The organism is Polaromonas sp. (genome assembly GCF_030680935.1).
In the GTDB taxonomy this organism is placed as follows: domain Bacteria; phylum Pseudomonadota; class Gammaproteobacteria; order Burkholderiales; family Burkholderiaceae_C; genus Polaromonas.
This window is the reverse complement of the sequence record NZ_JAUXUP010000002.1, coordinates 46,487-61,922: the sequence shown is the minus strand read 5'-3', so window position 1 is coordinate 61,922 and position 15,436 is coordinate 46,487. Positions and strand designations below refer to the sequence as shown.

At 61.8% G+C, this 15,436-nt stretch carries 14 protein-coding genes; 11 read left to right on the top strand and 3 right to left on the bottom strand.

The annotated features are described in order from the left end of the window. Positions 1 to 53 precede the first annotated feature (53 nt). A complete protein-coding gene (locus Q8L50_RS00435) occupies positions 54 to 932 on the top strand; it encodes a DMT family transporter (protein ID WP_305346672.1) in 879 nt (292 codons plus the stop codon). After that, positions 929 to 2,071: an enoyl-CoA hydratase/isomerase family protein gene (locus Q8L50_RS00430; protein WP_305346671.1), complete on the top strand. Its 1,143-nt coding sequence runs from the start codon at positions 929 to 931 to the stop codon at positions 2,069 to 2,071. Before Q8L50_RS00435 ends, Q8L50_RS00430 begins: the two co-directional genes overlap by 4 nt. A gap of 9 nt (positions 2,072 to 2,080) precedes the next feature. Here Q8L50_RS00430 and smpB read toward each other — a convergent pair whose 3' ends face one another. Continuing rightward, complete coding sequence (gene smpB / locus Q8L50_RS00425) at positions 2,081 to 2,635, bottom strand: SsrA-binding protein SmpB (protein WP_305346670.1); 555 nt, start codon at positions 2,633 to 2,635, stop codon at positions 2,081 to 2,083. A gap of 56 nt (positions 2,636 to 2,691) precedes the next feature. Between smpB and Q8L50_RS00420 the strand changes: the two genes are divergently transcribed. Beyond that, the gene (locus Q8L50_RS00420) at positions 2,692 to 3,144 is read left to right on the top strand and encodes a type II toxin-antitoxin system RatA family toxin (RefSeq protein WP_305346669.1); all 453 of its coding nucleotides are present in this window, start codon (positions 2,692 to 2,694) and stop codon (positions 3,142 to 3,144) included. Between the two features lie 13 nt (positions 3,145 to 3,157). Next, entirely contained in the window at positions 3,158 to 3,487 is a 330-nt protein-coding gene (locus Q8L50_RS00415; RefSeq protein ID WP_305346668.1) for an RnfH family protein, read from the top strand. Between the two features lie 54 nt (positions 3,488 to 3,541). Here the strand turns inward: Q8L50_RS00415 and Q8L50_RS00410 are convergent, their stop codons facing one another. Continuing rightward, positions 3,542 to 4,099: a DUF4124 domain-containing protein gene (locus Q8L50_RS00410; protein WP_305346667.1), complete on the bottom strand. Its 558-nt coding sequence runs from the start codon at positions 4,097 to 4,099 to the stop codon at positions 3,542 to 3,544. Between the two features lie 145 nt (positions 4,100 to 4,244). Between Q8L50_RS00410 and guaB the strand changes: the two genes are divergently transcribed. The 5 genes from guaB to Q8L50_RS00385 all read left to right on the top strand — a co-directional run bounded on the left by guaB (position 4,245) and on the right by Q8L50_RS00385 (position 10,731). Beyond that, positions 4,245 to 5,714 carry an IMP dehydrogenase gene (gene guaB, locus Q8L50_RS00405; protein WP_305346666.1) on the top strand — a complete coding sequence of 490 codons (1,470 nt, stop codon included), beginning with the start codon at positions 4,245 to 4,247 and terminating at the stop codon, positions 5,712 to 5,714. A 65-nt stretch (positions 5,715 to 5,779) separates the two neighbouring features. After that, entirely contained in the window at positions 5,780 to 7,399 is a 1,620-nt protein-coding gene (gene guaA, locus Q8L50_RS00400; protein ID WP_305346665.1) for a glutamine-hydrolyzing GMP synthase, read from the top strand. Positions 7,400 to 7,675: 276 nt separating this feature from the next. After that, complete coding sequence (locus Q8L50_RS00395; protein WP_305346664.1) at positions 7,676 to 8,299, top strand: FMN-binding negative transcriptional regulator; 624 nt, start codon at positions 7,676 to 7,678, stop codon at positions 8,297 to 8,299. 63 nt (positions 8,300 to 8,362) lie between these two features. After that, complete coding sequence (tadA, locus tag Q8L50_RS00390; protein ID WP_305346663.1) at positions 8,363 to 9,784, top strand: tRNA adenosine(34) deaminase TadA; 1,422 nt, start codon at positions 8,363 to 8,365, stop codon at positions 9,782 to 9,784. After that, positions 9,781 to 10,731 (top strand): LD-carboxypeptidase, encoded by a 951-nt coding sequence (locus Q8L50_RS00385; RefSeq protein ID WP_305346662.1) that lies wholly within the window; start codon positions 9,781 to 9,783, stop codon positions 10,729 to 10,731. The genes tadA and Q8L50_RS00385 overlap by 4 nt, the downstream gene beginning before the upstream one ends. 13 nt (positions 10,732 to 10,744) lie before the next feature. Here Q8L50_RS00385 and Q8L50_RS00380 read toward each other — a convergent pair whose 3' ends face one another. Beyond that, a complete protein-coding gene (locus tag Q8L50_RS00380) occupies positions 10,745 to 11,086 on the bottom strand; it encodes a hypothetical protein (RefSeq protein WP_305346661.1) in 342 nt (113 codons plus the stop codon). Positions 11,087 to 11,379: 293 nt separating this feature from the next. Between Q8L50_RS00380 and Q8L50_RS00375 the strand changes: the two genes are divergently transcribed. Both Q8L50_RS00375 and Q8L50_RS00370 read left to right on the top strand, forming a co-directional pair. Continuing rightward, positions 11,380 to 12,807: an aldehyde dehydrogenase family protein gene (locus tag Q8L50_RS00375; RefSeq protein WP_305346660.1), complete on the top strand. Its 1,428-nt coding sequence runs from the start codon at positions 11,380 to 11,382 to the stop codon at positions 12,805 to 12,807. 63 nt (positions 12,808 to 12,870) lie between these two features. Continuing rightward, a complete protein-coding gene (locus Q8L50_RS00370; RefSeq protein WP_305346659.1) occupies positions 12,871 to 15,420 on the top strand; it encodes a penicillin acylase family protein in 2,550 nt (849 codons plus the stop codon). The last annotated feature ends 16 nt before the right edge of the window (positions 15,421 to 15,436 follow it).

Sequence of the window (15,436 nt, the reverse complement as noted above, 5' to 3'; positions counted from 1 at the left end):
GAAGTCGGGGAGGGCGGTGACAGGCTTGAACGCTTGAACCTGACATTTCCTTCATGAAACTCACACACTCCAAAGCCGTTTTGCTGATGATCGCGATCACGCTGATGTGGTCCATCGCGGGCGTGGTGACGCGCCATCTTGAGTCGGCAAGGAGCTTCGAGGTCACTTTCTGGCGCAGTTTTTTCACCTTGCTGTCGCTGCTGGTGATCCTTCCGCTGTTCCAGGGGCGTGTCGTGTTCACGAAGATTCGCCATGCCGGCCGCTACCTGTGGATCTCCGGCGTCTGCTGGAGCATCATGTTCACCGCGTTCATGGTGGCCATGACTATGACCAGCGTGGCCAACGTGCTGGTCACCATGGCGGCCGGGCCTTTCATCACTGCCTTGCTGGCGCGGGTATTTATCGGGCATCGCATTCCCGTACGTACCTGGGTCGCGATTGCGGTGGCTGGTGCGGGCATCGTCTGGATGCATGGCAGCCAGGTGGGCGCCGGAGCGGGCCAGCTGGCAGGTACGTTGGTGGCGTTTCTGGTGCCACTGGCCGCAGCCGTCAACTGGACGGTGGTTCAGCGCAGTCAGGCGCACGGTGAAAAAATAGACCTCGTACCCGCCGTGCTGGTCGGCGCCTTTATTTCTGCCTTGACGACGCTGCCGCTGGCTTTTCCATTCGCAGCGACGGCGCATGACCTTGGTTTACTGGCCTTGCTCGGTCTGGTGCAGCTGGCCATCCCCTGTGTGCTGTCGGTGATCTGTGCGCGTGTGCTGAAAGCGCCGGAAATATCGCTGCTGGCGCTGCTCGAGATTATTTTTGGCATTCTGCTGGCCTGGGTAGGGGCGGGGGAGGTGCCCGCTGCCAGTGTGCTGACCGGCGGCACGCTGGTGATAGGCGCGCTGGTCGCCAATGAACTGCTGGGATGGAGACAACGCGCATGAACGCTATTACCGATTCAAATTCCGGCGCCAGCCACAGCGATGTCCTGACCGAGGTGCGCGGGCGGGTGGGCTTCATCACCCTGAACCGGCCCAAAGCGCTCAACGCCCTGTCGCTGCAGATGGTGCGGGACCTGAGCGCTGCGCTGACGGCCTGGCAGGGTGACCCGGCGGTGTTGGCGGTAGCCATACGCGGGACCAACAAGGTGGGCCGACCCGGCACGCCAGAGAGCCTGTTCGGCGGATTTTGCGCAGGGGGAGATATCCGCTTCTTCCACCAGGCCGCGTTGGCGGGGGACGCGGACCTGGACGCATTTTTTACCGAGGAATACAGCCTCAATCACCTGATCCACAACTACCCCAAGCCCTACATCGCCTTCATGGACGGCGTCGTCATGGGCGGTGGCATGGGCCTGTCGCAAGGTGCCCGGGTGCGTATCGTGACCGAACACAGCAAGCTGGCCATGCCAGAAACCAACATCGGCCTGTTTCCAGATGTCGGTGGCGGCCACTTCCTGAGCCGCTGCCCGGGCAGCGTGGGTGAGTACCTGGCGCTGACCGGCGTGGTGATCAGCGGTGAAGAGGCGCTGGCGTACGGCCTGGCCGATGTACTGCGACCGGCTGCCAGCCTGCCTTCGCTGTGGCAGCAGTTGGGGGATCAGTCTTTTGCCAGCGGCGCTGATGCTGCGCAATGGGTCGCTACCAATTTAATAGCTGACCACGCAATTCCGGAAAGGGCTACAGGCCAATTGGATGCCTTCTTTTCACTGGCACGGGTGAAACACATGGTCGATGCGCTGGAGGCCACCACAGACAACGAGTGGGCGCAAAAGACCGCTGCCGTGCTGCGCAAACGCTCGCCACTGATGCTGCATGTGACCCTGGAGCAGATTCGCCGCGCCAGAACCATGAGCCTGGCGGACGACCTGCGCATGGAGCGCGACATGGTGCACCACTGCTTTTACCTCAAGCCGGGTGCGGCCAGCGAAACGGTGGAGGGCATACGTGCACTGGCGGTGGACAAGGACTATGCGCCCAAGTGGAGCCCGGCGCGCATTGAAGACGTCAAGCCGCAGATGGTGCAGGCCTTTTTTGCCAGCCCCTGGGCAGCCGATGCGCATCCACTGCGCGCCCTGACCTGAGCCTGCAGCTCAGCGGCTGCGGGACTTCATGGCCCGCTCCACCTCGCGCTTGCCTTCGCGGTCCTTGATGGTGTCGCGCTTGTCGTGTTCCCCCTTACCCTTGGCCAGACCCACTTCGCATTTGACCTTGCCGGCTTTCCAGTGCAGGTTCAGTGGCACCAGCGTGTAGCCTTTTTGCTCGATCTTGCCAATCAGCCGCCGGATCTCTTCCTTGTGCATCAGCAGCTTTTTGGTGCGCACCGAGTCCGGCCGGATGTGGGTCGAGGCGGTACCCAGTGGATTGATCTGGCAGCCGATGATGAAAAGTTCGCCATTGCGGATCACCACATAACCGTCGGTCAACTGCACCTTGCCCTCGCGCAGCGACTTCACCTCCCAGCCTTCCAGCACCATGCCGGCCTCAAAACGCTCTTCAATGTGGTAATTGAAAGTGGCCTTTTTGTTGTCTGCAATCCGCACCGCCGCAGCGGCGGCCTTGGGCGTGAGATTGGCAGCGGGCTTGCCAGTTGGTTTTCCGGAAGAGGCTGCGGCCGGTTTTTTGGAGGATGCTTCTTTGGTGGCCATGTAGGAAAAGGTAGGGGCGGCGCCGGCTAATACAATCGGGCGCAGCCCATGATTGTATGAAAACCGTTCACAAGTCCGTTCTCATCTGGTACAGCGCCGCCGAAATGTTTGCCCTGGTCACCGACGTAGCCAGTTACCCGCAATTTTTACCCTGGTGCGATCATGCTGAAGTCAGCTCTGAAGACGCCCAGGGCATGACGGCCAAGGTCGGCATCGCGTTTGCAGGCATCGGCCAGAGTTTTACCACCCGCAACACCCACGTCAAGGACCGCAAGGTCTCCCTCAAACTGGTCGATGGGCCTTTCTCGAAGCTGGACGGTCACTGGGACTTCACCCCGCTGGGCGATGGCAGCCAGCGCGCCTGCAAGGTCAATTTCACCTTGCGTTATGACTTTGACAACCCCGCCCTGGCGGCTTTGGTCGGCCCGGTGTTTGACAAGATCGCGGGAAGCCTGGTGGATGCTTTTGTCAAACGCGCGGCCCAGGTGTATGGCGAAGCCGAGGCCTGATGCGGGCGGGCGAATGAAGATCACACTGGCTTATTCACCGGCACCCCGGCAGGTGCGCGAATGGTCCCTGGAGCTGCCATCCGGCAGCACCGCTGGGCAGGCGCTGGCCGCCAGTGGGGTGATGGCGGAATTTCCTGAACTCGCCGCAAGGCGTCTGGCGCTGGGGGTATGGGGGAAAAAAGCCGGGTTGGGGCAGGTGCTCAGTGACCAGGATCGTGTGGAGATCTACCGGCCGCTGCGGGTGGACCCCAAGGTGGCGCGGCGCGAGCGCTTCAACACCCAGGGTGTCAAAAAGTCCGGTTTGTTTGCCAAAAAAAGGGCGGGGGCCAAGGCCGGGTACTGACGCTGTCACGGGCGCTGGGCGAATCCTGCCGCGCACGGGCTCCTGCGCGTCAAGCTATTTGCATTCGCTGTCAATAATGGCCTGCAGGCGTTTGCTTTCAGCCGCGCGGGTGTTGTCGTCCATGATCTCGCGCTCGCCTTTGGCATTCACCGTTGAAACCCGCACGCCTGATTGAAAGGATGCCAGGCCCTTTTTGGCTCGCTCGCAATTCTCTGCCTTGATGGAGGACACTTTTTCCGCTTCAGCCTTCTTTTGGTCGGCTTCTTCCTGTTCCAGTTTTTTCTTTTTTGCTTGCAGTTCGGCATCTTTGCCGGACAGCTTGGGCGCATTGGCTTTTGCCGCCGCTGTAGCCGCTGTCGCAGCGCTGGCCGCCGCACTGGTTGCTGCGCCCGCCTCGTTGGCTTCTGCCGGTACCACCACGACAGCCGCACGGCCCTTGCCGCCGGGCTGCTTCAGGATGTCTTTTTCCTTGATATCGGCAGCCGGCGGGCGATCACTGAAAACCTTGCGTCCGTCCTTGTCTATCCACTGCCACTGCGCCGCTGCTGACAGGGACAAAGTCCAGGCCGCAAGCAAGAGCAACAGCGATTTGGGGGTGAGGGTCAAGTCCATGGATTGAAGTGTAGCGGTCTGTGCCGGTGAAGATCATGTCCGGCACATGGTCCCGTCGGCTATTTTGTAACGCGGCAGCACGCAGGCCGGCGCAAGGGTTTGTACCGAGCGGCGCGGGTACAATCGTGTTTTTGGAGCTATCCCTATGCGCCTACTCGGCAAAGCGCTCACCTTCGACGACGTATTGTTGGTGCCAGCGTTCTCCCAGGTCCTGCCCAAGGACACCTCGCTTTCCACCCAGTTCTCAAGAAACATCCGCCTGAATTTGCCCTTGGTGTCGGCCGCCATGGACACGGTCACCGAAGCGCGGCTGGCCATTGCCATTGCTCAGGAAGGTGGCATAGGCATTGTTCACAAGAACCTCACGCCGCAGCAGCAGGCCGCCCATGTGGCCAAGGTCAAGCGTTATGAGTCCGGTGTGGTGCGTGATCCGGTGGTGATCACGCCCGAGCACACGGTGCTGCAGGTGCTGGAGCTCTCCGAGCAGCTGGGCATATCCGGTTTTCCGGTGTGCGACGGCGGCAAGGTGGTGGGTATCGTGACCAGCCGCGATCTTCGTTTTGAGACCCGCTACGACGTCAAGGCGCACCAGATCATGACGCCGCGTGAACGGCTCATCACCGTCAAGGAAGGCACTTCGGCTGCCGAAGCCAAGGCCTTGCTGAACAAGCACAAGCTGGAGCGCGTGCTGGTGGTCAACGACGATTTTGAGCTCAAGGGCCTGATCACCGTCAAGGACATCACCAAACAGACCAACTTCCCCAATGCCGCGCGCGACGCCTCGGGCCGCCTGCGTGTGGGCGCGGCCGTCGGTGTGGGCGAGGGCACCGAGGAGCGGGTGGAGGCACTGGTCAGGGCCGGTGTGGATGCCATCGTGGTGGACACCGCCCATGGCCACAGCCACGGCGTGATCGAGCGCGTGCGCTGGGTCAAAAAGAACTATCCCCAGATCGATGTGATTGGCGGCAACATTGCCACCGGCGCAGCTGCGCTGGCGCTGGCCGAGGCCGGTGCCGACGCGGTCAAGGTCGGTATCGGCCCGGGCAGCATCTGCACCACCCGCATCGTCGCCGGCGTGGGTGTGCCTCAGATCATGGCCATCGACAACGTGGCTACAGCGTTGCGTGGCAGTGGCATTCCGCTGATTGCCGACGGCGGCATTCGTTACAGCGGCGACATCGCCAAGGCCATCGCCGCCGGCGCCGGCACGGTGATGATGGGCGGCATGTTTGCCGGCACCGAGGAAGCACCGGGTGAAGTGATTTTGTTCCAGGGCCGCAGCTACAAAAGCTACCGCGGCATGGGCAGCATAGGCGCGATGCAGCAAGGCAGCGCTGACCGCTATTTTCAGGAGGCCACCACCGGTAACCCGAATGCAGACAAGCTGGTGCCCGAGGGCATTGAAGGCAGGGTGCCCTACAAAGGGTCCATGGTCGGCATCGTTTACCAGATGGCCGGCGGTCTGCGGGCCAGCATGGGCTACTGCGGCTGCGCCACGATTGAAGACATGCGCAACAAAGCGGAGTTTGTCGAGATCACCACGGCCGGCATACGCGAAAGCCATGTGCACGATGTGCAGATCACCAAGGAAGCGCCCAACTACCGGGCAGACTGACCGCTTTGGCTTGCCAAGGGCGTCTTGAGAGACGCCTTTTTCTTTTTTTGCCTGAAACGCCTCTCATGCAGCACCAAAAAATTCTCATCCTCGATTTCGGCTCGCAAGTCACCCAGCTGATTGCCCGCCGCATCCGTGAAGCCCACGTGTTCTGCGAAGTGCACCCCTGCGATGTGACCGACGACTGGGTGCGTGACTACGCCAAAGACGGAAACCTCAAAGGCGTGATTCTGTCGGGCAGCCATGCCAGCCTGTGGGAAGACGAGAGCCTGCGTGCCCCCAAAGCCGTGTTTGAACTGGGCATCCCCTTGCTGGGTATCTGCTTTGGCATGTATGCCATTGCAGAGGCACTGGGCGGCACCGTAGAAGGCGGCCACAAGCGCGAATTCGGCCATGCCGAGTTGCGCGCGCATGGCCACACTGCGCTGCTGGATGGAATCGCCGACTTCACCACGGCCGATGGTCACGGCATGATGAACGTCTGGATGAGCCATGGCGACAACGTCACCGCGATGCCGCCAGGCTTCAAGCTGATGGCATCGACCAGCAGTTGCGCCATTGCCGGCATGGCCGATGAAGCGCGCAAAATTTACGCTGTGCAATTTCACCCAGAGGTCACCCACACCACCCAGGGTCAGGCGATATTGAACCGCTTTGTTCTGGACATTTGCGGCGCCCGGCCCGACTGGATCATGGGCGACTACATTGAAGAAGCAGTCGGGAAAATCCGCCAGCAAGTGGGTGATGAAGAAGTCATCCTCGGCCTGTCGGGCGGGGTTGATTCATCGGTCGCGGCGGCGCTGATCCACCGCGCGATTGGGGACCAGCTCACCTGCGTGTTCGTTGACCACGGCCTGCTGCGTCTGAACGAAGGCGACATGGTGATGGACATGTTTGTCGGCAAGCTCCATGCGAAGGTTATCCGGGTTGATGCGGCCAATCAGTTTCTGGGTCACCTCGCCGGTGTTAGCGAGCCTGAGGCCAAACGCAAGATCATCGGCCGCGAGTTTGTCGAAGTGTTCAAGGCCGAGGCCGCGCGCCTCAAGGCTGGTGATGGCGGCCACAAAGGCGCCAAGTGGCTGGCCCAGGGCACGATTTACCCTGACGTGATCGAGTCCGGCGGCGCCAAAAGCAAGAAGGCTGTGGTCATCAAAAGCCACCACAACGTGGGTGGCCTGCCCGAGCAACTGGGCCTCAAACTGCTGGAGCCGCTGCGCGAACTGTTCAAGGACGAGGTACGCGAGCTTGGCGTTGCCCTGGGCCTGCCGCATGACATGGTGTACCGCCACCCGTTTCCCGGCCCCGGCCTGGGCGTGCGCATACTCGGCGAAGTCAAAAAAGAGTACGCCGACCTGCTGCGCCAGGCCGATGCGATCTTCATCGAGGAACTGCGCAACTTCAAGGACCTGGATACCGGCAAGAGCTGGTACGAGCTGACCAGCCAGGCCTTCACTGTGTTTCTGCCGGTGAAAAGTGTCGGCGTCATGGGTGATGGCCGCACCTACGACTACGTCGTGGCCCTGCGTGCGGTGCAAACCAGCGACTTCATGACGGCAGACTGGGCAGAGCTGCCCTATGCGCTGCTCAAAAAAGTGTCCAGCCGCATCATCAATGAAGTGCGTGGCATCAACCGCGTCACCTACGACGTCAGCAGCAAACCACCAGCCACGATTGAGTGGGAGTAAGGCTAGCAGCGAAGGGCGAGGAGGACGCGAAGCGAAGGGCGAGGGCCCCGCGTCAGCGGGATCGACCAGCGCAGCGTCCGGCGAGTCAATTGCCCTCGATGGGCAATTGGCGAGAGCGCGGCCACAGGACGGCGTCCCCCGCGTCAGCGGGATAGCCCAGCGTAGCGTCCGGCGAGTCAATTGCCCTCGATGGGCCATTGAGGAGAGCGCGGCCCGGGACGGTGGATCCCCGCGGAGCTAAACCCACCCACCCCCATTTCATCGCATACTCTCGCCATGTACCTGCCTCCCCACTTCAAAGGTGATCGCGCTCAGGCTGCAGCGCTGATGACAGAGCACCCGTTTGCCAGCCTCATCAGCGTGGATGAGGCGGGTCTTCCCTATGTGACGCACCTGCCGCTGCACCTCGAAGAGCGACCTTCGTCGGGCTCAGGGCAAACGGACTTTGTGCTGCTCGGCCACGTCGCCAAACCGAATCCGCATTGGCGCTATCTGCTCTCCAGGCCGCAGGCAGTAGTCACCTTTCTGGGTCCACACGCCTACATGTCGCCCAAGGTGTACCCGGATCTGGCGCGCGTGCCCACCTGGAACTACCTGGCGGTGCATTGCACGGTGCAGGCCACGCTGATTGAAGATCCCGCCGGTAAGGACGCCTTGCTGAAAAAGCTGATCGGTGACCACGAGCCGCCGTATGCGGAACAGTGGCGCGGGCTGGGTGAGGACTTCGTCCACAAGATGCTGGCCGGCATTGTGGCTTTCGAGCTCCAGGTGACTGACTGGCAGTGCAAGGTCAAACTCAACCAGCACCGGCCCGAGGCGCGTGCGGCGATGCAGGCCATGTATGCGGCCGGTTCACCCGACGAACAGGCGCTCGCCGGCTGGACGGACAGGTTATCCTGAGCATAAAAGTGGGCCGTAGCCCTTGTCCAGGCTGCGCAAGCAGCTATCAAAAGAGAAGCATTTATGAGTGATGCCGACTTCATGCAACTGGCACTGGCGCAATCCCGGCAGGCGGCTGCCGAGGGTGAAGTGCCTGTTGGCGCGGTGCTGGTGCGCGATGGCCACGTCATCGGCAGTGGGCGCAACGGCCCGATTGGCAAGCATGACCCAACAGCCCACGCTGAGATACAGGCCCTGCGGGCTGCTGCGGCGGCCGATGGCAACTACCGCCTGGACGACTGTGAGCTGTTTGTCACCCTCGAGCCTTGCGCCATGTGCTCTGGCGCCATGCTGCACGCCCGGCTCAAACGTGTGGTGTTCGGCGCGTCTGACCCGAAAACCGGCGCTGCCGGCTCCGTCGTCAACCTGTTTGCCAATCCACAGCTCAATCACCAGACCGGGGTGCAGGGCGGGGTGCTGGCCGACGAATGTGGTGCCGTGTTGCAGGATTTTTTCCAGCAAAGGCGGGACGAACAACGCAAGGAAACAAAAATGAACCATCCCCTGCGTGATGACGCGCTTCGCACGCCTGACACGGCCTTTGATGCCTTGCCAGGCTACCCCTGGGCGCCGCATTACATCAGCGATTTGCCGTCGCTGGCGGGCCTGCGTATGCATTACCTGGACGAGGGTGCTTCGACAAGCTCAGCACGAACGGATCAATTGACCTGGTTGTGCCTGCATGGCAACCCGGCCTGGAGCTTTTTGTACCGCAAGATGATTCCGCTATTTCTGGCTGCTGGGCACCGCGTGGTGGCGCCCGATCTGATTGGCTTTGGCAAAAGCGACAAGCCCAAAAAAGACGGTTTTCATACCTTCAGCCGGCACCGGCAAATCCTGCTGGAGTTGGTGAAACACCTGGATTTAAAAAACGTGGTGCTGGTGGTGCAGGACTGGGGCGGCCTGCTGGGCCTGACGCTTCCGATGGCCTCGCCGCAGCGCTACCGCGGCCTGCTGGTCATGAACACAACACTCGGAACGGGCGATGTCCCGCTTTCGCCGGGCTTTGTAGCCTGGCGCGAGATGTGCGCCAAAAACGCCGAGTTCGACGTGGCGCGGCTGTTTGCACGCGGCAATCCCCAGATGAGCGCAGAAGAATGCGCCGCCTACAACGCGCCTTTCCCCGACAAAGGCCACCGCGCAGCGCTGCGCGCCTTTCCGGCCATGGTGCCGGAGTTTGAAGACTCGGACGGCGCTGCCGTGTCGCGCCAGGCGCGTGATTTCTGGCGCGAGCGCTGGCAGGGCCAGGCCCTGATGGCGGTGGGGGCGCAAGACCCGGTGCTGGGTTTGCCGGTGATGCATGGGCTTCAGAAGGTGATTCGAGGATGCCCCGCACCCCTGGTGCTGGAGCAGGCCGGGCATTTTGTCCAGGAGCACGGCCAGGCGATTGCAGAGCAAGCGCTTGGCGTGTTTACGGCTGGTGCAATGGGATACTCCAGTTCGTGAAAAAACATATCTACATCTTCTCCCCCTGCAGCGCGGTGCGCGACAAGCCAGCCTTCAGGCGCGGCGTATTGCGCCTGAAAAAACTGGGTTATGAGGTGGAGGTTGATGCAGCCGCCTTGAGCAGCCACCAGCGTTTTGCCGGTGACGACGACACCCGGCTGGCCGCGATAAACCGGGCGGCGGCCAGCGGCGCCGATGTGGCGCTGATCTCGCGGGGTGGCTACGGCCTGACCCGCATCCTGCCCCGCATCAACTACAAGGCGCTGGACAAGGCCGTCTCGCGCGGAACGCGGTTTGTCGGCCTGAGTGACTTCACTGCACTGCAAAACGCGCTGTTGGCCAAAACCGGTGCCGTTAGCTGGGCCGGCCCGGCACTGGGCGAAGACTTTGGGGTGGAGGGCGAGCCCGATGACATCATGGAGGCCTGCTTTGACGACCTGATCAGCGGGCAGGGCGAGGGCGCCGGCTGGCGACTTCCTAAAAGCGCTATTGATTCAATAGCTGCTTGCGCAGGTGGCGCAAGGGCTGAAGGCCAATTCAGCGTCAAAAATGCGGTTTTGTGGGGTGGCAACCTGGCGGTGTTGTCGTCGCTGGTCGGCACGCCCTACCTGCCCGATGTCAAGGGCGGCATTTTGTTTCTGGAAGAGGTGCATGAGCACCCTTACCGGCTGGAGCGCATGTTGACCCAGTTGCTGCACGCGGGCGTACTGGCGAGGCAAAAAGCTGTGGTGCTGGGGCAATTCACCAATTACAAACTGGTGCCGCATGATCGCGGCTTCAAGCTGGCCACAGTGGTGGCCTGGTTGCAAAAGCAGATCAAGGCGCCGATATTGACTGGCCTGCCTTTTGGCCATGTGCCGACCAAGGTGGTGTTGCCGGTGGGGGCCAAGGTGACCCTGGCGGTGGAGGACAGGGATGCGTTTTTGCTCTGGGGTCACACGCACTGAGTGCGGACAAGCCTCAATTCGTCAGTGAACTGCGGCGCGACCCCAGCCCGCCGGGCAGCAGGCCGTCAAACATTTTGGTGATGCCGCTGACTTTTTGCCGGGCGATGGTTTCGCCTTGCATGGCCGACAGAACCGCCATCACATCACCCCGGGCATACCAGAGGCCTTGCGCGTCCTGGGCGTAGCGCACCCGGAGGGCGATTTTCGGGTAATGTTTTTCGCCAAACTCCCCGAGTTCGTTGAGCATCAGTTGCCGAATGCCCTCAGTGCGTTTTTGCAGGCTGGTCGAGCTGGCTTCACCGCCACTGAGCAGGCCCAGCAAACTGCTTTTCAAATCAGGTTTAATCCATCGCATGGGGTTAAGAACTTTCACTGAACAGGCCAATACGAAGCTCGCGGTCTGGTAGATTAAGGTTTCATCGCCAGACAAGCAAGCGGTAATGCGTGACTTGGTTAACGCAAAACAACAAATAAATCAACGTGTTAGTAACCAAATGTCATGTCAGTTCTGGGGCTGATATTCAATATGAATACTTACTGCCTCATTTTTCGAGCGAATTTCTGGAGAAGAGGCACTTTCATTTCTTGTGATTTATTTACCGGTCAGCAGGCCGTTTTCTCGCAACTCTTTCTTTTGAAACCACCTATATGACAAGTTATCCATCGCATTACATCAACGGCCAATGGGTCAAAGCGCAATCGGCCGAAACGCTGCCGGTGCATGACTCCAGCACCGAAGAAATCATGGCCACGGTGCCGGCCGGGACGGCGCTGGAAGCCGAAAGTGCCGTGCTTGCCGCACGTGCTGCGTTTGAGGGCTGGTCCGGTTTGTCGGTAGAGGCGCGTGCTGCCTACCTCGACAAGGTGGCTGCTGGCCTGAAAGCCCGCACGGACGAGCTGGCACTGGCCATAGCGCGCGAGGTGGGCATGCCTTTGAAAATCGCACGCGCGGTGCAGGTAGGCGGGCCCACCTGGCACTGGGGCAATTTCGCCAAGGTGGCGCGCAATTTTGAGTGGGAAAAGAAGGTTGGCAACTCGTTGGTGGTGCGTGAGGCGATAGGCGTGGTGGGCTGCATCACCCCCTGGAACTTTCCACTCAGCCAGATCACGCTGAAGGTGGCACCCGCGCTGGCTGCGGGCTGCACCGTCGTGCTCAAACCGAGTGAAATCGCACCCATCAACGCGATGATCCTGGCCGAGGTGATTCATGAGGCCGGTTTGCCCCCCGGTGTGTTCAACCTGGTCAACGGCATGGGCCCGGTAGTGGGCGAGGTGCTGGCCACGCACCCGGAAGTGGACATGGTCAGTTTTACCGGCTCCACCCGCGCCGGCAAACGGGTCAGCGAGCTGGCCAGCCAGTCTGTCAAACGGGTGGCGCTGGAGCTGGGCGGCAAGTCGGCCAGTGTCATCCTGGACGACGCAGACTTTGAAGCGGCCGTCAAAGGCACGGTGTCGGCCTGCATGCTCAACAGCGGGCAAACCTGCTCGGCCCACACGCGCATGCTCGTGCCTGCCAGCCGTTATGACCAGGTCAGGACGCTGGCCCAGGCCGCAGTTGCCAAGCTCAATGTCGGCCCCAGCCTGGAAGAGGGCAGCAGGCTCGGCCCGCTGGTCAGTGCGAATCAGCGCGAACGTGTGCTGGGTTTTATCCGCACCGGCATTGAAGAAGGTGCCGATGTGATTGCCGGCGGTGCCGAGCCACCAGCGCTGGCCAAAGGCTACTTTGTGCAGCCGACGATCCTGGGGATCAAGGCCACAGACACGCTCGCGCAGGAAGAAATCTTCGGCCCGGTGCTGGTGGTGATTCCCTACAAGGACGAAGAAGACGCGGTGGCGATTGCCAACAGCACCATTTACGGGTTGGGTGGCGGCGTCTGGAGTGGCAGCGACGAACACGCGATGAAAGTGGCGCGTCGCCTGCGCACCGGGCAGGTGGACATCAACGGGGGCCCCTTCAATGGCAGCGCACCCTTTGGCGGCTACAAGCAATCTGGCAATGGCCGAGAAAACGGTGTGTATGGTTTTGAAGAGTTTCTGGAGTTCAAATCCATGCAGCTCAAGCCCGCCGCCGCCTGACCGGCGTCCAGGTGGCCGTGGGGTGGGGGCCCGATATACCGATACCAACAAGAGGAGACACCCATGGTCTGGACCAAACGATTTTTTGGCTTGCTGCTGTTGCTGGCCGTTCTTCTGGCGGCTGCTCTGGCGGTGTATGTGTACCGCAGTTTTCCCGCCCTGGACGGCGAGCTGAAGCTGGCCGGCCTGGGTGCCCCAGTCACCGTGGCGCGCGACGCAGCCGACGTGACCCACATCCAGGCGCAATCGCCGCACGATGCGTGGCTGGCGCTGGGTTATGTACATGCGCAGGAGCGTGGCTGGCAGCTGGAGTTCAATCGACGGGTGATGCACGGCGAGCTGTCCGAGGTACTGGGCGAGGCCACACTGGAGACCGACAAGCTGCTGCGTACCCTCGGCATCATGGAAGCTGCAGCACGCCAGTGGCAGGTATTGCCTGCCGACGGCAAAGCCGCTCTGCAGGCCTACAGCGACGGCATCAACGCTTTTTACGCCAGCAGCTCACAGGCGCTGTCACCGGAGTTCCACATCCTTGGGGTCAAGCCAGGCGGGCGCACGGGCCAGCCCTGGACGCCGCAGGACAGCCTGGGCTGGTCGCTGATGATGGCGCTGGACCTGGGCGGCAATTGGGGCACCGAATTTGCACGTCTGTCGGCCGCACAGGTGCTGAACACCGAACAGCTGTGGCAGTTGTTCACGCCTTACCCTGGTGAAGCGCCCGCTTCCAGCACTGATTTTTCAAAACTGTACGCCGGGTTGGGCCTTTACAAAACCCCACCGGATGCTATTAAAACAGGAGCTGTTGGCACAGGTCGGGAAAGGGCTGGAGGCACTTTTGACACTCAACTCCTGGGTGACATGCGGAGCCAGCTGGCGCAGGGCATCCAGGACTGGTCTGGCAATCTGGGCAACGTCGAAGGCAAGGGCTCGAACAACTGGGTGCTGCCCGGCAGCCGTACGCGAAGCGGCAAACCGCTGCTCGCCAATGACCCGCACCTGGGCCTGTCGGCGCCAGCCATCTGGTACTTTGCACATTTGAAGGCCCCCGCTGGCCAGACCCCGGGCGGGCTCAGCCAGCCCGGCATGGACGTCATTGGCGCCACCTTGCCTGGCCTGCCTTTTGTGGTGCTGGGGCGCACCGACAAGGTGGCCTGGGGCTTCACCAACACCGGGCCCGATATGCAGGACTTGTATCTGGAACAGATCAACCCCGCCAACCCGCAGCAGTACAGAGTGCCGGGGGCTTCGGGACAGCCGCAATGGGCCGAATTCAAGACGCGCCGTGAAACCATCGCCGTCAAGGGCAAGCCGGACGTCAGCCTGACGGTGCGCAGCAGCCGCCACGGCCCGGTGCTCAGCGACGTGCAAAAGGCCCATGGCGAGGTCATTGACACGGGTAAATATGTACTTGCCCTGCGCTGGAGTGCACTGGAGACCGACAACCTCACGGTGCTGGCTGGCGTGCGGGCCAACCGCGCGCAGTCGGTCGACGAACTGACCGCCGCCTACGCCGATTACCACTCACCGATGCAGAACGTGGTGATGGCCGATGTGGCGGGCAAGGTGGCCTACAAAGCCGTGGGCAGGGTGCCGCTGCGTCACGCCGACAACGATATCCGCGGCCTGGCTCCGTCGCCCGGCTGGGAGGTGCGCTACGACTGGGCGGGCTGGCTGCCGTATGCGCAAACCCCCCAGAGCAATGCCGCCGCAATCGCTGCCAAAGGCTGGTTTGCCAATGGGAACCAGCGGGTGACCACGCCCGGCGACGGGATTTTTATGGGCCAGGACTGGGTGGTGCCCTACCGTTTTGAGCGCATTGAAAAGTTGCTGTCTGCCACGCCCCAGCACGATATCGCATCCATGAAAACCATCCAGGGTGACCAGCTCTCCCTGGCCTCTGTCAAGCTGCTGCCGTTTTTACAGAAAGTCGCGTCGCAGCATGCGCTGGCCAAAGACGCGCAGGCGGCGCTGGCAGGTTTTGACGGCAACATGCAGGCCAACACGGCAGCACCGCTGATTGTCTCGGTCTGGGCCGACGAGTTTACGCGCGGTGTGGTTGGCGGCAAGCTGGGCGCGGAGCGTTTTGCCGCGATGTACGGCAAGCGGCATTTCCGCAGCGCGATGGAAGACATCCTGCAACGCGACGACCGATTCTGGTGCGGAGCCGCAGGCTGCGCTGTGCAGTCCAGCGCAGCGCTGGATCGGACCCTGACGCGCCTGCAGGCCAGCCATGGCGACGCAATTTCGGCGTGGCAATGGGGCAAGGTCCACCAGGCGGTGTCGGTGCACAGACCGTTTGGCAGTGTGCCAGTGCTGGCTCGGGCGTTTGATGTGAAGGTGCCAACCGGCGGTGACTCCTTCACCGTCAACGTCGGCCAGTACTGGCCCAACGATCCCAAAATCCCGTTTGCCAACCGCCACGCTGCTTCGCTGCGCGCTGTGTACGACCTGGCCGATCTGGAGAAGTCCCAGTTCATCTACCAGACCGGGCAAAGCGGGCTGGTTTTTTCCAGCCGCTACCGCGACATGAGCGCCGATTGGGCCGAGGTGGCCTACCGGCCGCTGCAAATGAAACCGGCGGCATTTGCACACCAGCTGAAACTCAGCCCCTGAGCCCCTGAGCCCCTGA